The organism is Streptomyces sp. NPDC090106 (genome assembly GCF_044747265.1).
Classification (GTDB): domain Bacteria; phylum Actinomycetota; class Actinomycetes; order Streptomycetales; family Streptomycetaceae; genus Streptomyces.
In genome coordinates this window covers 786,283-801,193 of sequence record NZ_JBIVDS010000002.1, presented here as the reverse complement: position 1 = coordinate 801,193, position 14,911 = coordinate 786,283, and the positions used below count along the sequence as shown (strand labels likewise).

Below are 14,911 nucleotides of genomic sequence, written 5' to 3'. Positions count from 1 at the left end.
CCTCCGAGAGGTTGTTGGTCGAGTGAGGCGAAGCAAGAACGGTCCCGAGCCGACGGCCCGGGGCAACTTCACCCCGCCGCCGCGCGGAGCGGCGCCCGGCTCTGTGCCCGGATCGGAACCAACCCCGGCACCGGCGCCCAGCGGCGGCCGGCTGTCCCCCCGCAACTGGCGGGTGCCGACCCGGCTGAACGCGATCCTGCTCATACCCGTGCTGGTCGGCCTCGTCATGGGCGGCTTCCAGGTCAAGAGCTCGATCGACACCTGGCAGCAGGCCGAGGACGCGGCGAAGACCGCACGTCTGGTGCAGGCCTCCCTGACCTACGGCGACGCCCTCTACACCGAGCGCGACACGACCGCCGCCCCGCTGCTCGAAGGCAAGGGCGAGGACGACAAGACGGTCGTCGCCGCCCGCAAGGCCACCGACGCCGCGGCGGACGCGTTCGACCAGGCGGCCGAGGGAATGCCGCAGACGGCCGGCCTCAAACGCCGTCTGGAACTCTTCCGCGCCGAGGAGCCCAAGCTCGAGGCCCTCCGCACGGCCGCGTACACCACCAAGCTCAAGGGTGTGCAGACCGAAGAGGGCTACGTCGCCATCGCGCACCCCCTGATGGAGTTCGCCAACGAGCTCGGTCTGGGCACCGGAAACATCACCAGCTACGGCCGTACGGTCTACGCGATCTCGCTCACCAAGGCGTCGCTGTCCCTGGAACGGGCCATCGGCATGCACATGCTGGTCAAGCCGGGTCCCGAGGACACGGACCTGGCCAAGCAGCGGGTCGCCCTCACCTCGTACGCCTACCTCGAGGGCATCGCCATCGAGGAGTACGTCGGCGGTGGCACCGAGGCCGACGCGCAGAAGCTGGAGACCCTGCAGAAGCAGGCCACGGCCGACGGCGCCGCGATGGCCAAGCAGGCCAAGCAGCAGAACGCCGACTACGTCGCTCCGCCGTCCGACCCGACCGACATGGTCCGGGCCGTCGGCGCGATGACCACCACCGACGAGTCGGCGCGTGTCGCGCTGGCCACCCAGGGCGTCACCGCCGAGAACTGGTGGGCGGTCAACACCCTCAAGTACAAGGTCTACCGGACCATCGAGTCCGACATGTCCGTGGCCGCGGTGACCGAGGCCACCGGCATCGCCGACGACGCCAAGCGGGACGCCTTCATCACCGGTGCCGCCGTGGTCGTCGCCCTGCTCGCCGCGTTCATCCTGGCCGGCATGGTGGCCCGCCAGATGTCCCGCTCGATGCGCCAGCTGCGCAACGCCGCCTTCGGTATCGCCGAGCAGCGCCTGCCGATGCTGGTCGACCAGCTCTCGCGCACCGACCCCGGCCGCGTCGACACCCGGGTGCAGCCGATCCCGATCACCACCACGGACGAGATCGGCGAAGTCGCCCGCGCCTTCGACCAGGTCCACCGCGAGGCGGTCCGGCTCGCCGCCGAGCAGGCCCTGCTGCGGGGCAACATCAACGCGATCTTCACCAACCTGTCGCGCCGCAACCAGTCGCTGATCGAGGGCCAGCTGACCCTGATCACCGACCTGGAGAACAACGAGGCCGACCCGGACCAGCTGGAGAACCTCTTCCGCCTGGACCACCTCGCGACCCGTATGCGCCGCAACGGCGAGAACCTCCTGGTCCTCGCCGGCGAGGAGCCGGGCCGCCGCTGGGACCAGCCGGTCCCGCTGGTCGACGTGCTGCGCGCCGCCTCCTCCGAGGTGGAGCAGTACGAGCGCATCGAGCTCTCCGGCGTCCCGGAGGCCGAGATCCACGGCCGCGCCGTGACCGACCTCGTGCACCTGCTGGCCGAGCTGCTGGAGAACGCCACCACGTTCTCCTCCCCGCAGACCAAGGTCCGCGTCACCGCGACCCGGCTGCCCGACGGCCGCATCATGATCGAGATCCACGACAAGGGCATCGGCCTCACCGCCGAGGACTTCGCGGACATCAACCACAAGCTGGCCAACCCGCCGACCGTGGACGCCGCGATCTCGCAGCGCATGGGCCTGTTCGTGGTCGGCCGGCTGTCCGACCGGCACGGCATCCGCGTCCAGCTGCGCCCCTCCGGCGAACAGGCGGGCACGACCTCGCTGGTCATGCTGCCCGACGCCATCACCCACGGTGGCGGTGGCGAGCAGCAGGCGCCGGTCGACGAGTTCACCGTCTCGCAGATCATCCCGGAGCAGCAGCAGTACCAGGGCGAGGACTTCAACAACGGTCTGCCGATGCGGACGGCCGCCGAGCTGGGCTTCGACGACAGCCGCTACGCCGCGGAGATCCCCGACGACATCCGTGAGCTGGACCCGGTGGGCCGCTCCCTGATGCGCGAGGAGCGCCGCGCGGCCCTGGAGGCGCAGACCACCAACGGCCAGGAGAACTCCGCGGCGGCGGCCTACGGCGAGGAGTTCGACGCCCGCCAGGCCGCGTACGAGAACGGCGGCTACACCGAGCCCTCGTACGAGGAGCAGCAGCAGGCGGCGTACACCGAGCCGCAGCAGCCGTCGTACGACGAGCAGTACTTCGCTCCGAACGGCGGGCTGCCGCAGAACGACACGTTCTCGTCCAACGGGGGCTACCCCGAGCCGACGTACCAGGAGCCGGTCCAGGAGGAGCCCGCCGCCGCGCACGGCTCCGCCCCGGAGGCCTTCCCCGCGTTCGAGGAGCGCCGCTACCAGGACGACTGGCCGCAGCAGACTCCGCAGCAGGACGGCTACCAGAACGGGTACGCGGACCAGTACGCTCCCGAGGCGCAGTCGACACAGGCCGCTGACGCCGGTGAGCGCGACCGCGTAGGCTTCGACCGTCCGGGACCGGGCCCCTCGGCCCCCCACGACGTGACCGACGCCGGGCTTCCCCGCCGCGGTGCGGCGGGCGGCGCGAGCAACGTGAACGGCGGCGGTGCGAACGGCACGCGTCCGGTGGGCCAGGAGCCCCCGGCGGCGTCCTCCGCACCGGCGAGCAACGGCACCGACGACTGGCGCTCGGCCAACGACGAACGTTGGCAGCAGGCTTCGGCGCTCCGTAAGCCCAAGGCGGGCGGGGTCACCTCCTCCGGTCTGCCGCGGCGGGTACCCAAGGCCAACCTGGTCTCGGGGGCCGCCGAAACCACCCCCCAGGGGGGCCCACAGGTCTCCCGCGCTCCCGAGGACGTCCGGGGCAGGCTGAGCAACCTGCGCCGCGGTGTCCAGCGGGGTCGTAGCGCAGGAAGTGAAACGAACGGCCAGGGCTTCGGTCCTGACAGCACCTACAACCAGGAGCGTTAGTGTGAGCCCGATGAGCCAGGCGGCGCAGAACCTGAACTGGTTGATCACCAATTTCGTGGACAACACCCCCGGGGTGTCTCACACGGTGGTGGTCTCCGCCGACGGACTCCTTCTCGCGATGTCCGAGGGGTTTCCGCGTGACCGCGCGGACCAGCTCGCGGCCGTCGCCTCCGGTCTGACCTCGCTGACCGCCGGTGCCTCGCGCATCTTCGAAGGCGGCAGCGTGAACCAGACGGTTGTGGAGATGGAGCGGGGATTCCTCTTCATCATGTCCGTCTCGGACGGTTCCTCGCTCGCAGTTCTCGCACATCCGGAGGCGGACATCGGCCTCATCGGGTACGAGATGGCCCTTCTGGTGGACCGTGCCGGCACGGTCCTGACGCCCGATCTGCGTGCGGAGCTCCAAGGAAGCCTTCTCAACTAACAGACAGTCGGTGCGTTTTGGCGTCCCGGGGCCGTAAGGTTTCGGGACGCGGCTCCACAGTGATGCGGTGCCCGGCACATCGGAGGAGGAGAGAGAGTGGCAACACCCCCAAGCGGTTCATCATCGGGCAACTGGTCGTACGGTCCCGGACAGGGACAGCACGACGGTGCCCAGAACCCGAACCGTTACAACTTCCCCTCCACCCCCAGCCAGCGGCAGCCGTACGCCCCGCAGGGCCCCGGGCCCTCGCCGTACGACCAGCCGCCCGCACCGCGCATCCAGCCGGTGCAGCCGCATCGACGCGCCCCTGAGCCGGCGCCCGCAGGGGCGTCGAACAACCCCTTGGTGCGCCCGTACGCCATGACCGGCGGACGGACGCGCCCCCGCTACCAGCTCGCCATCGAGGCGCTGGTGCACACCACCGCGCAGCCGCATCAGATGCAGGGCCAGTTGCCCGAGCATCAGCGGATCTGCAACCTCTGCCGGGAGATCAAGTCGGTAGCCGAGATCTCGGCTCTGCTGACCATCCCTCTCGGCGTGGCCAGGATCCTCGTCGCCGACTTGGCGGAGGCGGGACTGGTCGCGATCCATCAGCCCGGCGGCGACGAGAACGCCGGCGGCCAGCCAGACGTGACACTGCTCGAAAGGGTGCTCAGTGGACTTCGCAAGCTCTAGCGGCGGTCCTTCCCGCTCCACCACCTCAGCGAAGATCGTGGTGGCGGGTGGCTTCGGCGTGGGCAAGACCACGTTCGTCGGGGCCGTTTCGGAGATCAACCCGCTGCGCACAGAGGCCGTGATGACGTCCGCGTCGGCCGGCATCGACGACCTCACCCACACCGGGGACAAGACGACCACGACGGTCGCGATGGACTTCGGTCGTATCACCCTGGACCAGGACCTGATCCTGTACCTGTTCGGTACGCCCGGTCAGGACCGGTTCTGGTTCATGTGGGACGACCTGGTGCGCGGCGCGATCGGCGCGATCGTGCTGGTCGACACCCGCCGTCTCGCCGACTGCTTCCCCGCGGTCGACTACTTCGAGAACAGCGGTCTTCCCTTCGTGATCGCCCTCAACGGCTTCGACGGCAACCAGCCGTACAACCCGGACGAGGTGCGCGAGGCGCTCCAGATCGGCCCCGACACCCCGATCATCACGACCGACGCCCGCCACCGCGCGGACGCCAAGTCGGCGCTGATCACGCTGGTCGAGCACGCCCTGATGGCGCGCCTGCGGTAGGTCTCCGACACGTCGACGGCCCCTGCGCTTCCTCCGGGAAGCACAGGGGCCGTTGTGCTGTGTCCTTCGCTCTGCGGCCTTCGCCTTTACGGCCTTCACGCTGTGGTTCAGCCGGCGGCGCGCAGCAGCAGCAGGAAGCGGAGGGAGCCCATCCCGAACCGGTCCTCGTCGCTGGAGAGTTCGGCTGCCTCCTGGAGCAGGGGCGTGAGGTCGATGCGCGCGTCCCGGGCCCGCCGGCACAGGTCGTCGAGCAGGAGCAGTTCGTCGCGGACGTCACAGGCCTGGTCCCGGGCGGAGAGCCAGAGCAGCTCCCGGCGGAAGTCCTCGGGGGCCGTGCCGCCCTGCACGCCGGTCGCCCCGGTGAAGTACCGGTGCGCGCCGAGGAGTCGGCGTACGGCGGTCAGGGTGCCCGGGTCGCCGCGCCCGTAGAGGTCGAGCAACTCCCCCAGCGCGCCCTCGGCTTCGGCCCGGACCCCGGCCTCGTCCAACGGACTGGGCGCGGCACGCAGCTTCTCCGCCCAGTCGGGGTCGGAGATGTCCACGGGCCGGTTCACGAGGGGCGCGAGCCGCGCGTCGATCCGCGCGACCGTACGCGCCAAGTCACTTGGTACGCCCATGAGTTCTTCCTGTCGGAGGGGACGGGTCCTAGCGGACCAGGGTCTCGAAGCCCGCGCTGTCGCAGTAGGAGACGGCGCGGCCCTCCGCGTCGGTGGCGCCGCGGACCGCGTCGACGGTGTCGTCGAGGATACGGGTGCCGCCGAGTTCCAGGCCGGCCCGGTCGAGCCTTCGGGCGGCCCTGACCGCCGATCGTCCCAGTGACTCGGCGAGCTCGTCGTCCGTCTCGCCGGTCGTTCCGGCGTGCTCGGCCCGCTGCCAGTCGCCCAGCCGGGCGCAGTAGTCCTGCTGCCACTCCTCGGCGTGTGCCGGGCGGTCCGACGAGCAACCGGCCAGCAGGACGGCGGTACACGCAACTGCCACCGCCCACCGGGCTGTTGGTGTACGGAACAGCCCGGTGTGAGGTCGCATGCGCAGATCCTTCCAGACGGCCGGTGCCGGGGACGCGCCCACCCACGCCGAAGGCCCCGTCCCCCACCGAGGGGGACGGGGCCTTCGAGGAGGCTGTCAGTGCCAGCTGTGCGGGGCGCGGAAGCCGCCCTCGCGCTCCAGGCGGCGCCAGCCGGCCCGGGGGGTCGTGGTGGGGTGTGCCTGGTCCGTGGGACGGGCGGCGGCACGGGCGAGGAGGATGGCCGTGATGGCGGCGACTTCCTCGGGCCCGGCGTGGCCCTTCTCGACTCGGATGTCAGGGGTGCTCATAGGTCACAGTCTCCGTGAGAGAGGTTTCCGCAGCGGTACCGGTGGGTTACTGCGGGGGGTTGCCGTGCTTGCGGGACGGCAGGTCGGCGTGCTTGCTCTGCAGCATCGCCAGGGACTTGATCAGCACCTCGCGGGTCTCCGCGGGGTCGATCACGTCGTCGACCAGGCCGCGCTCCGCCGCGTAGTACGGGTGCATGAGCTCGGCCTTGTACTCCTTGACCATCTTCTGCCGCATGGCCTCGGGGTCCTCGGCCTCGGCGATCTGTCGCCGGAAGATGACGTTGGCGGCACCTTCGGCGCCCATCACGGCGATCTCGTTGGTCGGCCACGCGTAGGTGAGGTCGGCGCCGATGGACTGGCTGTCCATGACGATGTACGCGCCTCCGTACGCCTTGCGGAGGATGAGCGAAATACGGGGCACGGTCGCGTTGCAGTAGGCGTAGAGCAGCTTGGCGCCGTGCCGGATGATTCCGCCGTGTTCCTGGTCGACACCCGGGAGGAACCCGGGCACGTCCAGGAAGGTGATGATCGGGATGTTAAAAGCGTCACACATCTGGACAAAGCGCGCAGCTTTTTCCGAGGCCTCGATGTCCAGGACGCCCGCGAGGGACTGCGGCTGGTTGGCGACGATGCCGACGACCTGGCCGTCGAGCCGCCCCAGGGCACAGATGATGTTGCGGGCCCAGCGCTCGTGTACCTCCAGGTAGTCGCCGTCGTCGACGATCTCCTCGATGACCTTCGTCATGTCGTACGGACGGTTGCCGTCCGCGGGGACGAGGTCGAGCAGGACGTCGCCGCGGCGGTCCGCCGCGTCCGTGGACTCCACGCGGGGCGGGTTCTCACGGTTGTTCTGCGGCAGCATCGACAGGAGGTAGCGGACCTCCGCGATGCAGGTCTCCTCGTCGTCGTACGCGAAGTGGCAGACGCCGGAGGTCTCGGCGTGGACGTCGGCGCCGCCGAGGCCGTTCTGCGTGATCTCCTCGCCGGTCACCGCCTTGACGACGTCGGGGCCGGTGATGAACATCTGCGAGGTCTCGCGCACCATGAACACGAAGTCGGTGAGCGCCGGGCTGTAGGCCGCGCCGCCCGCGCACGGGCCGAGCATCACGGAGATCTGCGGGATGACCCCGGACGCCTTGGTGTTGCGCTGGAAGATGCCGCCGTACCCGGCGAGCGCGGAGACGCCCTCCTGGATCCGGGCACCCGCACCGTCGTTGAGGGAGACCAGGGGCGCGCCGGCCGCGATGGCCATGTCCATGATCTTGTGGATCTTCGTGGCGTGGGCCTCGCCCAGCGCACCGCCGAAGATGCGGAAGTCGTGCGCGTACACGAAGACCGTCCGGCCCTCGACCGTGCCCCAGCCGGTGATGACACCGTCGCTGTAGGGCTTCTTGGCCTCCAGGCCGAAGCCGGTCGCGCGGTGCCGGCGCAGCTGCTCGACCTCCTGGAAGGAGCCGGGGTCGAGGAGCAGCTCGATGCGCTCCCGGGCGGTCAGCTTGCCCTTGGCGTGCTGTGCCGTGGTCGCCTTCTCGCTCGGGCCGGCGATCGCCTGCGCACGGATCTCGTGCAGTTCGGCCACTCGCCCGCGTGCGTCCGTCGGCTCGCCCGGCACGTCATCCAAAACGGTCATGTAGTGACCTTACGAAGCACAGCAAGGAAAGCGGTCCGTCGACTCCGTACAGTCTCCGGACCGTTTTCCTGGTACCCCTGAACAGAACCTCAACAGGATGCAGGCCTTCCGACTGCTCAGAGGGCGTCGCGCTTGTAGAGGTCGCACAAAGACGTCGGTCGAGAGACACCTCACATTCACGTGGCGCACATGCCCTCCCCGGAGTGACGCGGGGGCGCGGACGGCGGTCCGGGCGTAGTCGCGCCGACACTCTGCGGATGATGTTGAAAGTTGAATGGAATAGGTCTACGGTGGTCCTTGTTCGGTTAGTTGAATGTTGAACATCAACCACCTCTAGGAGCACGTCATGGGCATCTTCGGCCGCAAGGACACCACCGAGACCACCGCCGCCCCCGCCGCTGTGAACCCGGACCTGGCCGCCCTGACCGGTGACTACACGATCGACGCGTCCCACACGACGCTCGGTTTCGTCGCCCGCCACGCCATGGTCACGAACGTCAAGGGCAAATTCCTGGACTTCAGCGGTGCCCTCCACCTGGACGGCTCCGACCCGTCCGCGTCGACGGCCACCCTCGACGTCAAGATGGACAGCATCGACACCGGTTCCGCCGACCGTGACGGCCACCTCAAGAGCGCGGACTTCTTCAAGACCGACGAGCACCCCACGATGACCTTCCGCTCCACCAAGGCGGAGGCCCTCGGCGGCGACGACTACCGCATCACCGGTGACCTGACCATCCTCGGCACCACCAAGCCCCTCACCATCGACCTCGAGTTCAACGGTGCCGCGAAGGACCCGTTCGGCAACGAGCGCGTCGGCTTCGAGGGCAAGGCGGAGATCCTCCGCTCCGAGTGGGGCCTGACCTGGAACGCCGCGCTGGAGACCGGCGGCGTCCTCGTCTCCGACAAGATCAAGCTGAACTTCGACATCTCCGCCATCAAGAACGCGTGACCCTTGTGCGGTGGCGTCGGCGCCGGTGAGTCCTCCCCTGGCTCACCGGCGCTTCGCCGTTTCCGGTGGCTGTGCCGGGCTGCTCAGAAGCCTCCGCCGAAGTCGCCGCCTCCGCCTCCGAAGTCCCCTCCCCCGCCGAAGTCCCCGCCGCCCCCGCCGTCGCCGAAGCCGCCCGTGAAGTCGTCGGTGTCGAAGTCCGCGCCGGAGACGTCGCCGCCCTGGTAGCCGGCGGCTCCGCCGAAGTCGCCGTAGCCGGTGCCGTAGTCGGAGGCGTAGGACGGGGTGGCCATCATGCCGCCGAGCACGGTGCCGATCAGGAGGCCGGGCAGGATGCCGCCGCCGAAGTAGCCGCCCGCCCAGGGGCCGTACGCGGGTCCGGCGTCCCAGTAGGGGCGGCGGCCCTGGTCGGTGTCGACCTCGCGCATGACGGGGTCGCGGCCGTCGGCGAGCCGGGTCGCGTCGGCCGCGCAGACGGGGACCTCGCGCGGGGCGCCGCCGGGCGGGGTCCAGGCGGCGTCGGTGACCGAGGGGCCGTGGCGGGGGTCGAAGAAGCAGGGCGGGCGGCGTTCGGGCAGCGGGCGGCCCTCGCGGCGGGCGGCGAGCCGGGCCAGCGAGAAGCGGCCGTCCTCCAGGGCCTGGGTGACGGCGCGGACGTCCTCGGGCCGGCCGGCCGCCGCCATGGACGACTTCGCCTGCTCGTAGGCGTCCAGGGCGCGTTCGTAGTCCGCGCGCATGGCGTCGTCGGCGCCCGCCTCGGACGGGTGGAAGTCGAGGCGGTCCAGTTCCTCGCCGAAGGCCGTGATGTCCTCGTCGACGACCACCCTGAGCTTGTCCAGCGCGGCCCTCTGCTCCTCCTCGCGGCGGCGCCGGTTGCGGCGGACGACGGCGTACGCGCCCGCTCCCCCGGCCACCACGACGGCGCCCACGCCGATCAGCGCGCCGGCCGGGACGTCGTCCCCGCCGGACGAGGAGCCCCAGCTCGCGGGAGCCGAGCCGCCCATGTTGGCCAGGGCGCGGTCGGTGAAGTCGGTGAGCTGCGCCTTGGCGTCCTCGCCCTGGACGCTGCGGACGAGGTTCTGCCGGGCGGTCGCGGACATGACCGCGGAGTCGGCGCGGGCGTCGAACCGGTCGCCGAGGCGGACGCCGTACAGGCCGGTGACGCCGGTGGCGGTGCGCAGGTCGGTGAAGAGGTCCGCGGTCGGGTAGCCGGCGGGCAGGACGGCGATGAACAGGGGTTTGTCGGCGTCCTTGATCTTCTGGGCCAGGTCGTCCGCGTCGGCCCGCGACAACTGGTCGGAGGCCGCAGGATCGACGTACACCGGGCTGTCGCGCAGCGCCTCGGCGATCGTGGAGAGGTCGGTGGCCGCCCGTGCCTGGGGCGCGGTCACGGCGAGGAAGCCGATGACCAGGGCGGCAAGCAGCCCGGGGAGGCTCCGGATCCGGGGTACGGACGTCATACCCCGAAACTACCCGAAGCCTCCCGAAGCAGCAGATCAGTGCAGGTCAGCCCGCCTTGTACGCCTCGATGAGCTTCTGCACCGCCTTTCCGTACCTGCCGGTGAGCAGCAGGTGGTCGGCCTCGGCGAAGGGCTTGGCGAGCCCGGCGCCGACGCCTTTCTGCTGGACGATGAGCCGCGCCTTCCCGACGATCGCCCGGCCGGCCTCGTCGCTGCCGGTCCGCTCGGCGAGCGTCGCGGCGACCCCGAGCGCCTTCAGCGTTCCCGCGTCCGGGATCTTCGTCAGGGTGGTCAGGCCCCAGCCGTACGGGAACTGCGGGTCGTACGCCGTGTCGCCGACGTTGATCGGCAGCTGGGCCTCCGACCTGGGCCAGGTGACGGGGAGCTGTCCGGTGAAGGGGCGCTTGCCGTACAGCACGTCGGCGACGCCGCCGCCCTCGGTGCCGGGCAGCCAGGACGCCACCAGGGCGTCGATGGAGCCGAGCTGGTCGCCGATGAGCTGCGGGCGACCGGAGACGACGAGCACGGCGCACTTCATCGCCGCGCACACCGTGTCGACGGCCGCCTTGTCCGCGGGGCTCAGGACGAGGTCGTTGCCGTTGCCGACGTCGCCGACGCCCTCGGCGTAGGGGGTCTCGCCGACGACCACGACACCCACGTCATAGCCGTCGGTCGGCGCGGAGGCGTCCTTGGAGTACGTCAGTCCGGGCGTGTTCTCGCGCATCGCCTCCAGGATCGTCGTGCCGGGGACGATGTCGCCGGAGGAGCCCTGCCAGGTGACGGTCCAACCGCCGGCCTGGTTGCCGATGTCGTCGGCGTTGGACCCGGCGACGTACACCTTCTGGGACTTCTTCAGCGGCAGTACGCCGCCGGCGTTCTTCAGCAGGACCTGCGACTCGGCCGCCGCCTTCCTGGCCACGGCGCGGTGCGCGGCGGAGCCGATGCCGTCGGCGCCGCTGGTGTCGGCGTACGGCTTCTCGAACAGGCCCAGCTTGAACTTCTGGGTGAGGACGCGGGAGACGGCGTCGTCGATCCGCGCCCCGGTGATCCGCCCGGCGGTCGCCTCGGCGACGAGCGCGGAGTGGAACTCCTTGTACGAGTAGGGGGCCATGACCATGTCGACGCCCGCGTTGACGGAAGTGCGGACGTCGGAGGTGTAGTCGCCGGGGATCTGGTCGATGCCGTTCCAGTCGCTGATGACGAAGCCGTCGAAGCCCATCCGGCCCTTGAGCACGCCGTTGATCATGTCGGCGCGGGCGTGCATCTTGACCGGGCCCTGGCCGTCGCCGAGGACGTCGAGGGAGGAGTAGGACGGCATGACCGTGCCGACGCCCCGGTCCACCGCGTCCTGGTACGGGGCCAGGTGGACGGCCTCCAGCTGCTCGCGGGTGACCTTGGTGACGCCCTGGTCGATGGTGTAGCTGCCGGTGGTGGAGGAGCCGTACTCGGTGCCGCCGTCGCCGACGAAGTGCTTGGCGGTGGCGAGGACCTTGTCGTCGCGCTTCAGGTCCTTGCCGTCGGGGGCGCCCTGGAGGCCCTGGATGACGGTCGCCATGGACTCGACGAGCGCCGGGTCCTCGCCGAACGACTCGTAGGAGCGGCCCCAGCGTTCGTCACGGGTGACGCACAGGCAGGGGGCGAAGTCCCAGGGGATGCCGGTGGCGCGGACCTCGGCGGCGGTCACCGCGCCCGCCTGGTAGGCGAGTTGGGGATCACGGGTGGCTCCGATGCCGATGTTGTGCGGCAGGACCGTGGCGCCGACGAGGTTGTTGTGGCCGTGGACGGCGTCCACGCCGTAGATCAACGGGATCTGGAAGCGGGTCGCCTGCGCCCGGAGCTGGAAGCCGTCGATCATCCTGGCCCAGGCTTCGGCGGTGTTGGGCGTGGGCGTCGAACCGCCGCCGGAGAGCAGGGAGCCGAGGTCGTAGGCGGCGACGTCGGCGCCGGTGCCGACCGCGCCGCGCTCGGCCTGGGTCATCTGCCCGGCCTTCTCCGCGAGCGACATCCGCGACAGCAGATCCGCGACCCGCTTCTTGACCGGCAACTTGGCGTTCAGATACGGCAGTCCGTGCGCGTCGATGACGACCTGCGGGGTCTCCGCGGGCGGTTTGGCGCCGGTGACCGTGAGCTTGAGCGGGATCGTCTCGGCGGACTCGGCCGTCTTGTCCTTGAGGGTGTGGACCCGGATGGTGCGCGTGGTGCCGGAGGCGGTGCCCGCGGGGAAGGTGAACTCCCCCTTGACGGCGGTGTAGTCGGAGGCGGAGGCGGTGCCGCCGGCCGTCTCGTAGGCGACGGTCACCGGTTCGTCGACGGGGGCGGAGCCGGTGGTGGCGAGGGTGACCTTCACGGTCGCCGTGCCGCCCTCGTCGACGGGGTGGACGGCCGCGTCGGTGGTGACCGCGGCGCGCAGGGATTGATCGGCCCTGCCGTACAACTCGACGCCGTCCATGGCGAAGTCACCGGGCGAGCCGACGGGGAGGGTGAGCGCGTACCCCCACATCTGCGTCAGCCCGAGGACCTGGTCGATGCCGCCGACGGGCTGGTAGTCGGTGCGGTAGGCGAAGTCCGTGAACGGGATCTCGATCTGCTTCCAGCCGGTGAAGTCGTCGGTGAAGGACGTCGTCCAGAGTTCGGACGCCTCGCCGTGGGCACCGCCGTCCTTGATCTCGAAGGCGATCTTCTTCCCGTTGCCACGACCGTCCCACCAGAAGCGGATGCCCTGGTGGCCGGACCAGTCGTGGGCGGGCTCGGCGGCGGCGTAGTCGTGGGTGAATCCGCCGTAGCCGCTGATGTCGTAGGTGCCGGTCAGGACCTTCTCGCCCTCGGGGGCGTCCGGTCTGGCGGTGAGGGCGAGGGCGGGTGGATCGTCACTGTCGCCGCCCCAGGTGAAGATGCCCTCGGCGGGCTGCGCGGCGAAGGGGACCTCGCCCTCGAAGCGGTCGACGGGGGTGGGCGCGGGATCGTCGGCGGCGCGGGCGGCCGTCGACAGCGGGACCAACGCGGCGAGCAGGGTGGCGGAGGCTAACAGGGCGGTTCTTCGCATGGAACGTCCCTTCGGCTCTCATACTCCACTTTCGACTTAGATCACGGCGTGAGTTAACTGGCGCCCCTGGAGGCAGTCAAGGCATCCGGCAGCGCGAATTCACACCACACGGTCTTGCCGGGATCCTGCTCCTCGACGCCCCACCGGTCCGCCGTCCCGGCCACGAGCAACAGCCCTCGCCCGTGCTCGTCGCCCGCCCCGGGCTCACGGCCGCGAGGCTCGCCCGCCCCGCTGTCGCTCACCTCCACCCGGAGCGTCCCCTCACCCCCGACGGACAGCCCCAGCCGGAAGCGACGACCGGGCGGAACGCCGTGCAGCACCGCGTTCGTGGCGAGTTCGCTCACACAGAGCAGTACGTCGTCGCTCCGGCGGGTCAGACCCCAGTCGGCGAGGGCGGCACGGGCCAGCGCCCTGGCCGCGGCCACCGACCTGCGGTCTCGGGGGTAGAGGGCGGTGCGGGCGTGAAGGAGCGGGGCTTCGGTGTTCACCGGACGAATGTCACAGATAGTGACTACGGTGAGGCAGTGAGTGAGGTCGTAGTTCTGATCACTACGACCTCACTACGAGGACTCGGGGTACGGCCGGGGGAAGAGGTTGGCCATGGCGAAGAAGGTCGGTTCGTGGCAGGCGGTCGGGACGCTCGTGGCCCACTTTCGCAAGCGGGCCCGTCTGACACAGGAACAGCTCGCCGAGCGGGCGAGCATCAGCGTGGACACGGTGGCCTCGGTCGAGCAGGGAAGGCTGGCACTACAGCCGGACCGGGCGGATCAGTTCGACGAACTGCTGGGCACGGGCGGGGCGTTGGCCGTGCTGGTGGATCAGATGCCGGTGCGGGAGAAGGTGGTGCAGTTCGCGCAGTCGTTGGTGGGGCATGAACAGGAGGCTCTCTCCTTGCTCTCCTACGAGACCCAGCTGGTGCCCGGACTTCTCCAGACCAGGGAGTACTGTCTGGCGACCTTCGACTCCCGCTATCCGGCGCTGGGCAGCGAGAAGTCGGAGCAATGGGTGAACGCCCGCATGGAACGGCAGTTGATCTGGCAACGGGAAAAGCCTCCCGTGGGCCACTTCATCCTGGAAGAGAGCATCCTGCGCCGCCGGGTCGGGAACGAGCAGGTGATGCGCGATCAGTTGCGCCAGATTCTGGAGTACACCACGCCGGTCCATATGAGCTTTCAGATCATGCCGATGGACCGCATGCCCCACGCCGGGCTCGCAGGCCCGATGACCCTGCTCGAAACGCCTGACCACGTGCCCCTCGTCTACTTGGAAGTGCAGCGCGCGAGCTACCTCGTGGAGGATCCTGATGACGTCATGGAGTATCAGCTGAAGTATGGAATGCTGCGGTCGCAGGCCCTCTCCACAGGCGAGAGCATGCGTTGTCTGCAGGATTTGCTAGGAGACTGATGAGCACGGCACTCCAGTGGTTCAAGTCCAGCTACAGCAGCAACGAGGGTGGCAACTGCGTAGAGGTCTCCGCCGGCCCCGCCACCGTCCGCATCCGTGACTCCAAGAACACCGGCCCGACCCTGACCGTCGCCCCTGGCTGCTGGTCCGCGTTCCTCGGCCTGGCCCGGCGGGGCGGGGACGACTAG

The 14,911-nt window shown here is 70.0% G+C and carries 14 protein-coding genes; 7 read left to right on the top strand and 7 right to left on the bottom strand.

Features of this window, described 5'->3' with window-relative positions; translation table 11 throughout:
• Positions 1–22 precede the first annotated feature (22 nt).
• From ACIPSE_RS09135 to ACIPSE_RS09120, 4 genes are all read left to right on the top strand, one after another.
• Complete coding sequence (locus ACIPSE_RS09135) at positions 23–3,262, top strand: nitrate- and nitrite sensing domain-containing protein (RefSeq protein WP_401659316.1); 3,240 nt, start codon at positions 23–25, stop codon at positions 3,260–3,262.
• A gap of 10 nt (positions 3,263–3,272) precedes the next feature.
• Positions 3,273–3,686, top strand: coding sequence for a roadblock/LC7 domain-containing protein (locus ACIPSE_RS09130; RefSeq protein ID WP_005479603.1), 414 nt, complete (start codon positions 3,273–3,275; stop codon positions 3,684–3,686).
• A gap of 96 nt (positions 3,687–3,782) precedes the next feature.
• Positions 3,783–4,361: a DUF742 domain-containing protein gene (locus ACIPSE_RS09125; protein ID WP_401659313.1), complete on the top strand. Its 579-nt coding sequence runs from the start codon at positions 3,783–3,785 to the stop codon at positions 4,359–4,361.
• A complete protein-coding gene (locus tag ACIPSE_RS09120; RefSeq protein WP_026248371.1) occupies positions 4,342–4,923 on the top strand; it encodes an ATP/GTP-binding protein in 582 nt (193 codons plus the stop codon). Before ACIPSE_RS09125 ends, ACIPSE_RS09120 begins: the two co-directional genes overlap by 20 nt.
• 107 nt (positions 4,924–5,030) lie before the next feature.
• Here ACIPSE_RS09120 and ACIPSE_RS09115 read toward each other — a convergent pair whose 3' ends face one another.
• From ACIPSE_RS09115 to ACIPSE_RS09100, 4 genes are all read right to left on the bottom strand, one after another.
• The gene (locus ACIPSE_RS09115; RefSeq protein ID WP_401659311.1) at positions 5,031–5,540 is read right to left on the bottom strand and encodes a hypothetical protein; all 510 of its coding nucleotides are present in this window, start codon (positions 5,538–5,540) and stop codon (positions 5,031–5,033) included.
• Between the two features lie 28 nt (positions 5,541–5,568).
• A complete protein-coding gene (locus ACIPSE_RS09110; protein WP_401659308.1) occupies positions 5,569–5,949 on the bottom strand; it encodes a hypothetical protein in 381 nt (126 codons plus the stop codon).
• Between the two features lie 96 nt (positions 5,950–6,045).
• Complete coding sequence (locus ACIPSE_RS09105) at positions 6,046–6,237, bottom strand: acyl-CoA carboxylase subunit epsilon (protein ID WP_401659305.1); 192 nt, start codon at positions 6,235–6,237, stop codon at positions 6,046–6,048.
• A gap of 46 nt (positions 6,238–6,283) precedes the next feature.
• On the bottom strand, positions 6,284–7,867 hold the full coding sequence (locus ACIPSE_RS09100) for an acyl-CoA carboxylase subunit beta (protein WP_401659302.1): 1,584 nt from the start codon (positions 7,865–7,867) through the stop codon (positions 6,284–6,286).
• A 346-nt stretch (positions 7,868–8,213) separates the two neighbouring features.
• Here ACIPSE_RS09100 and ACIPSE_RS09095 point away from each other — a divergent pair, with 346 nt between their 5' ends.
• Positions 8,214–8,819 (top strand): YceI family protein, encoded by a 606-nt coding sequence (locus tag ACIPSE_RS09095; protein ID WP_401659299.1) that lies wholly within the window; start codon positions 8,214–8,216, stop codon positions 8,817–8,819.
• A gap of 83 nt (positions 8,820–8,902) precedes the next feature.
• Here ACIPSE_RS09095 and ACIPSE_RS09090 read toward each other — a convergent pair whose 3' ends face one another.
• Genes ACIPSE_RS09090 through ACIPSE_RS09080 form a run of 3 tightly spaced genes read right to left on the bottom strand, consistent with a single transcriptional unit; the run spans position 8,903 to position 13,807 of the window.
• The gene (locus ACIPSE_RS09090; protein WP_401659297.1) at positions 8,903–10,276 is read right to left on the bottom strand and encodes a hypothetical protein; all 1,374 of its coding nucleotides are present in this window, start codon (positions 10,274–10,276) and stop codon (positions 8,903–8,905) included.
• Between the two features lie 46 nt (positions 10,277–10,322).
• Entirely contained in the window at positions 10,323–13,319 is a 2,997-nt protein-coding gene (locus ACIPSE_RS09085) for a glycoside hydrolase family 3 N-terminal domain-containing protein (protein ID WP_401659294.1), read from the bottom strand.
• Between the two features lie 53 nt (positions 13,320–13,372).
• Complete coding sequence (locus ACIPSE_RS09080) at positions 13,373–13,807, bottom strand: ATP-binding protein (protein ID WP_401659291.1); 435 nt, start codon at positions 13,805–13,807, stop codon at positions 13,373–13,375.
• Positions 13,808–13,919: 112 nt separating this feature from the next.
• On the opposite strand from ACIPSE_RS09080, the gene ACIPSE_RS09075 reads away from it, so the two are divergent.
• Both ACIPSE_RS09075 and ACIPSE_RS09070 read left to right on the top strand, forming a co-directional pair.
• Positions 13,920–14,723 (top strand): helix-turn-helix domain-containing protein, encoded by an 804-nt coding sequence (locus ACIPSE_RS09075; RefSeq protein ID WP_401659288.1) that lies wholly within the window; start codon positions 13,920–13,922, stop codon positions 14,721–14,723.
• Positions 14,723–14,911 carry a DUF397 domain-containing protein gene (locus tag ACIPSE_RS09070; RefSeq protein ID WP_401659285.1) on the top strand — a complete coding sequence of 63 codons (189 nt, stop codon included), beginning with the start codon at positions 14,723–14,725 and terminating at the stop codon, positions 14,909–14,911. The genes ACIPSE_RS09075 and ACIPSE_RS09070 overlap by 1 nt, the downstream gene beginning before the upstream one ends.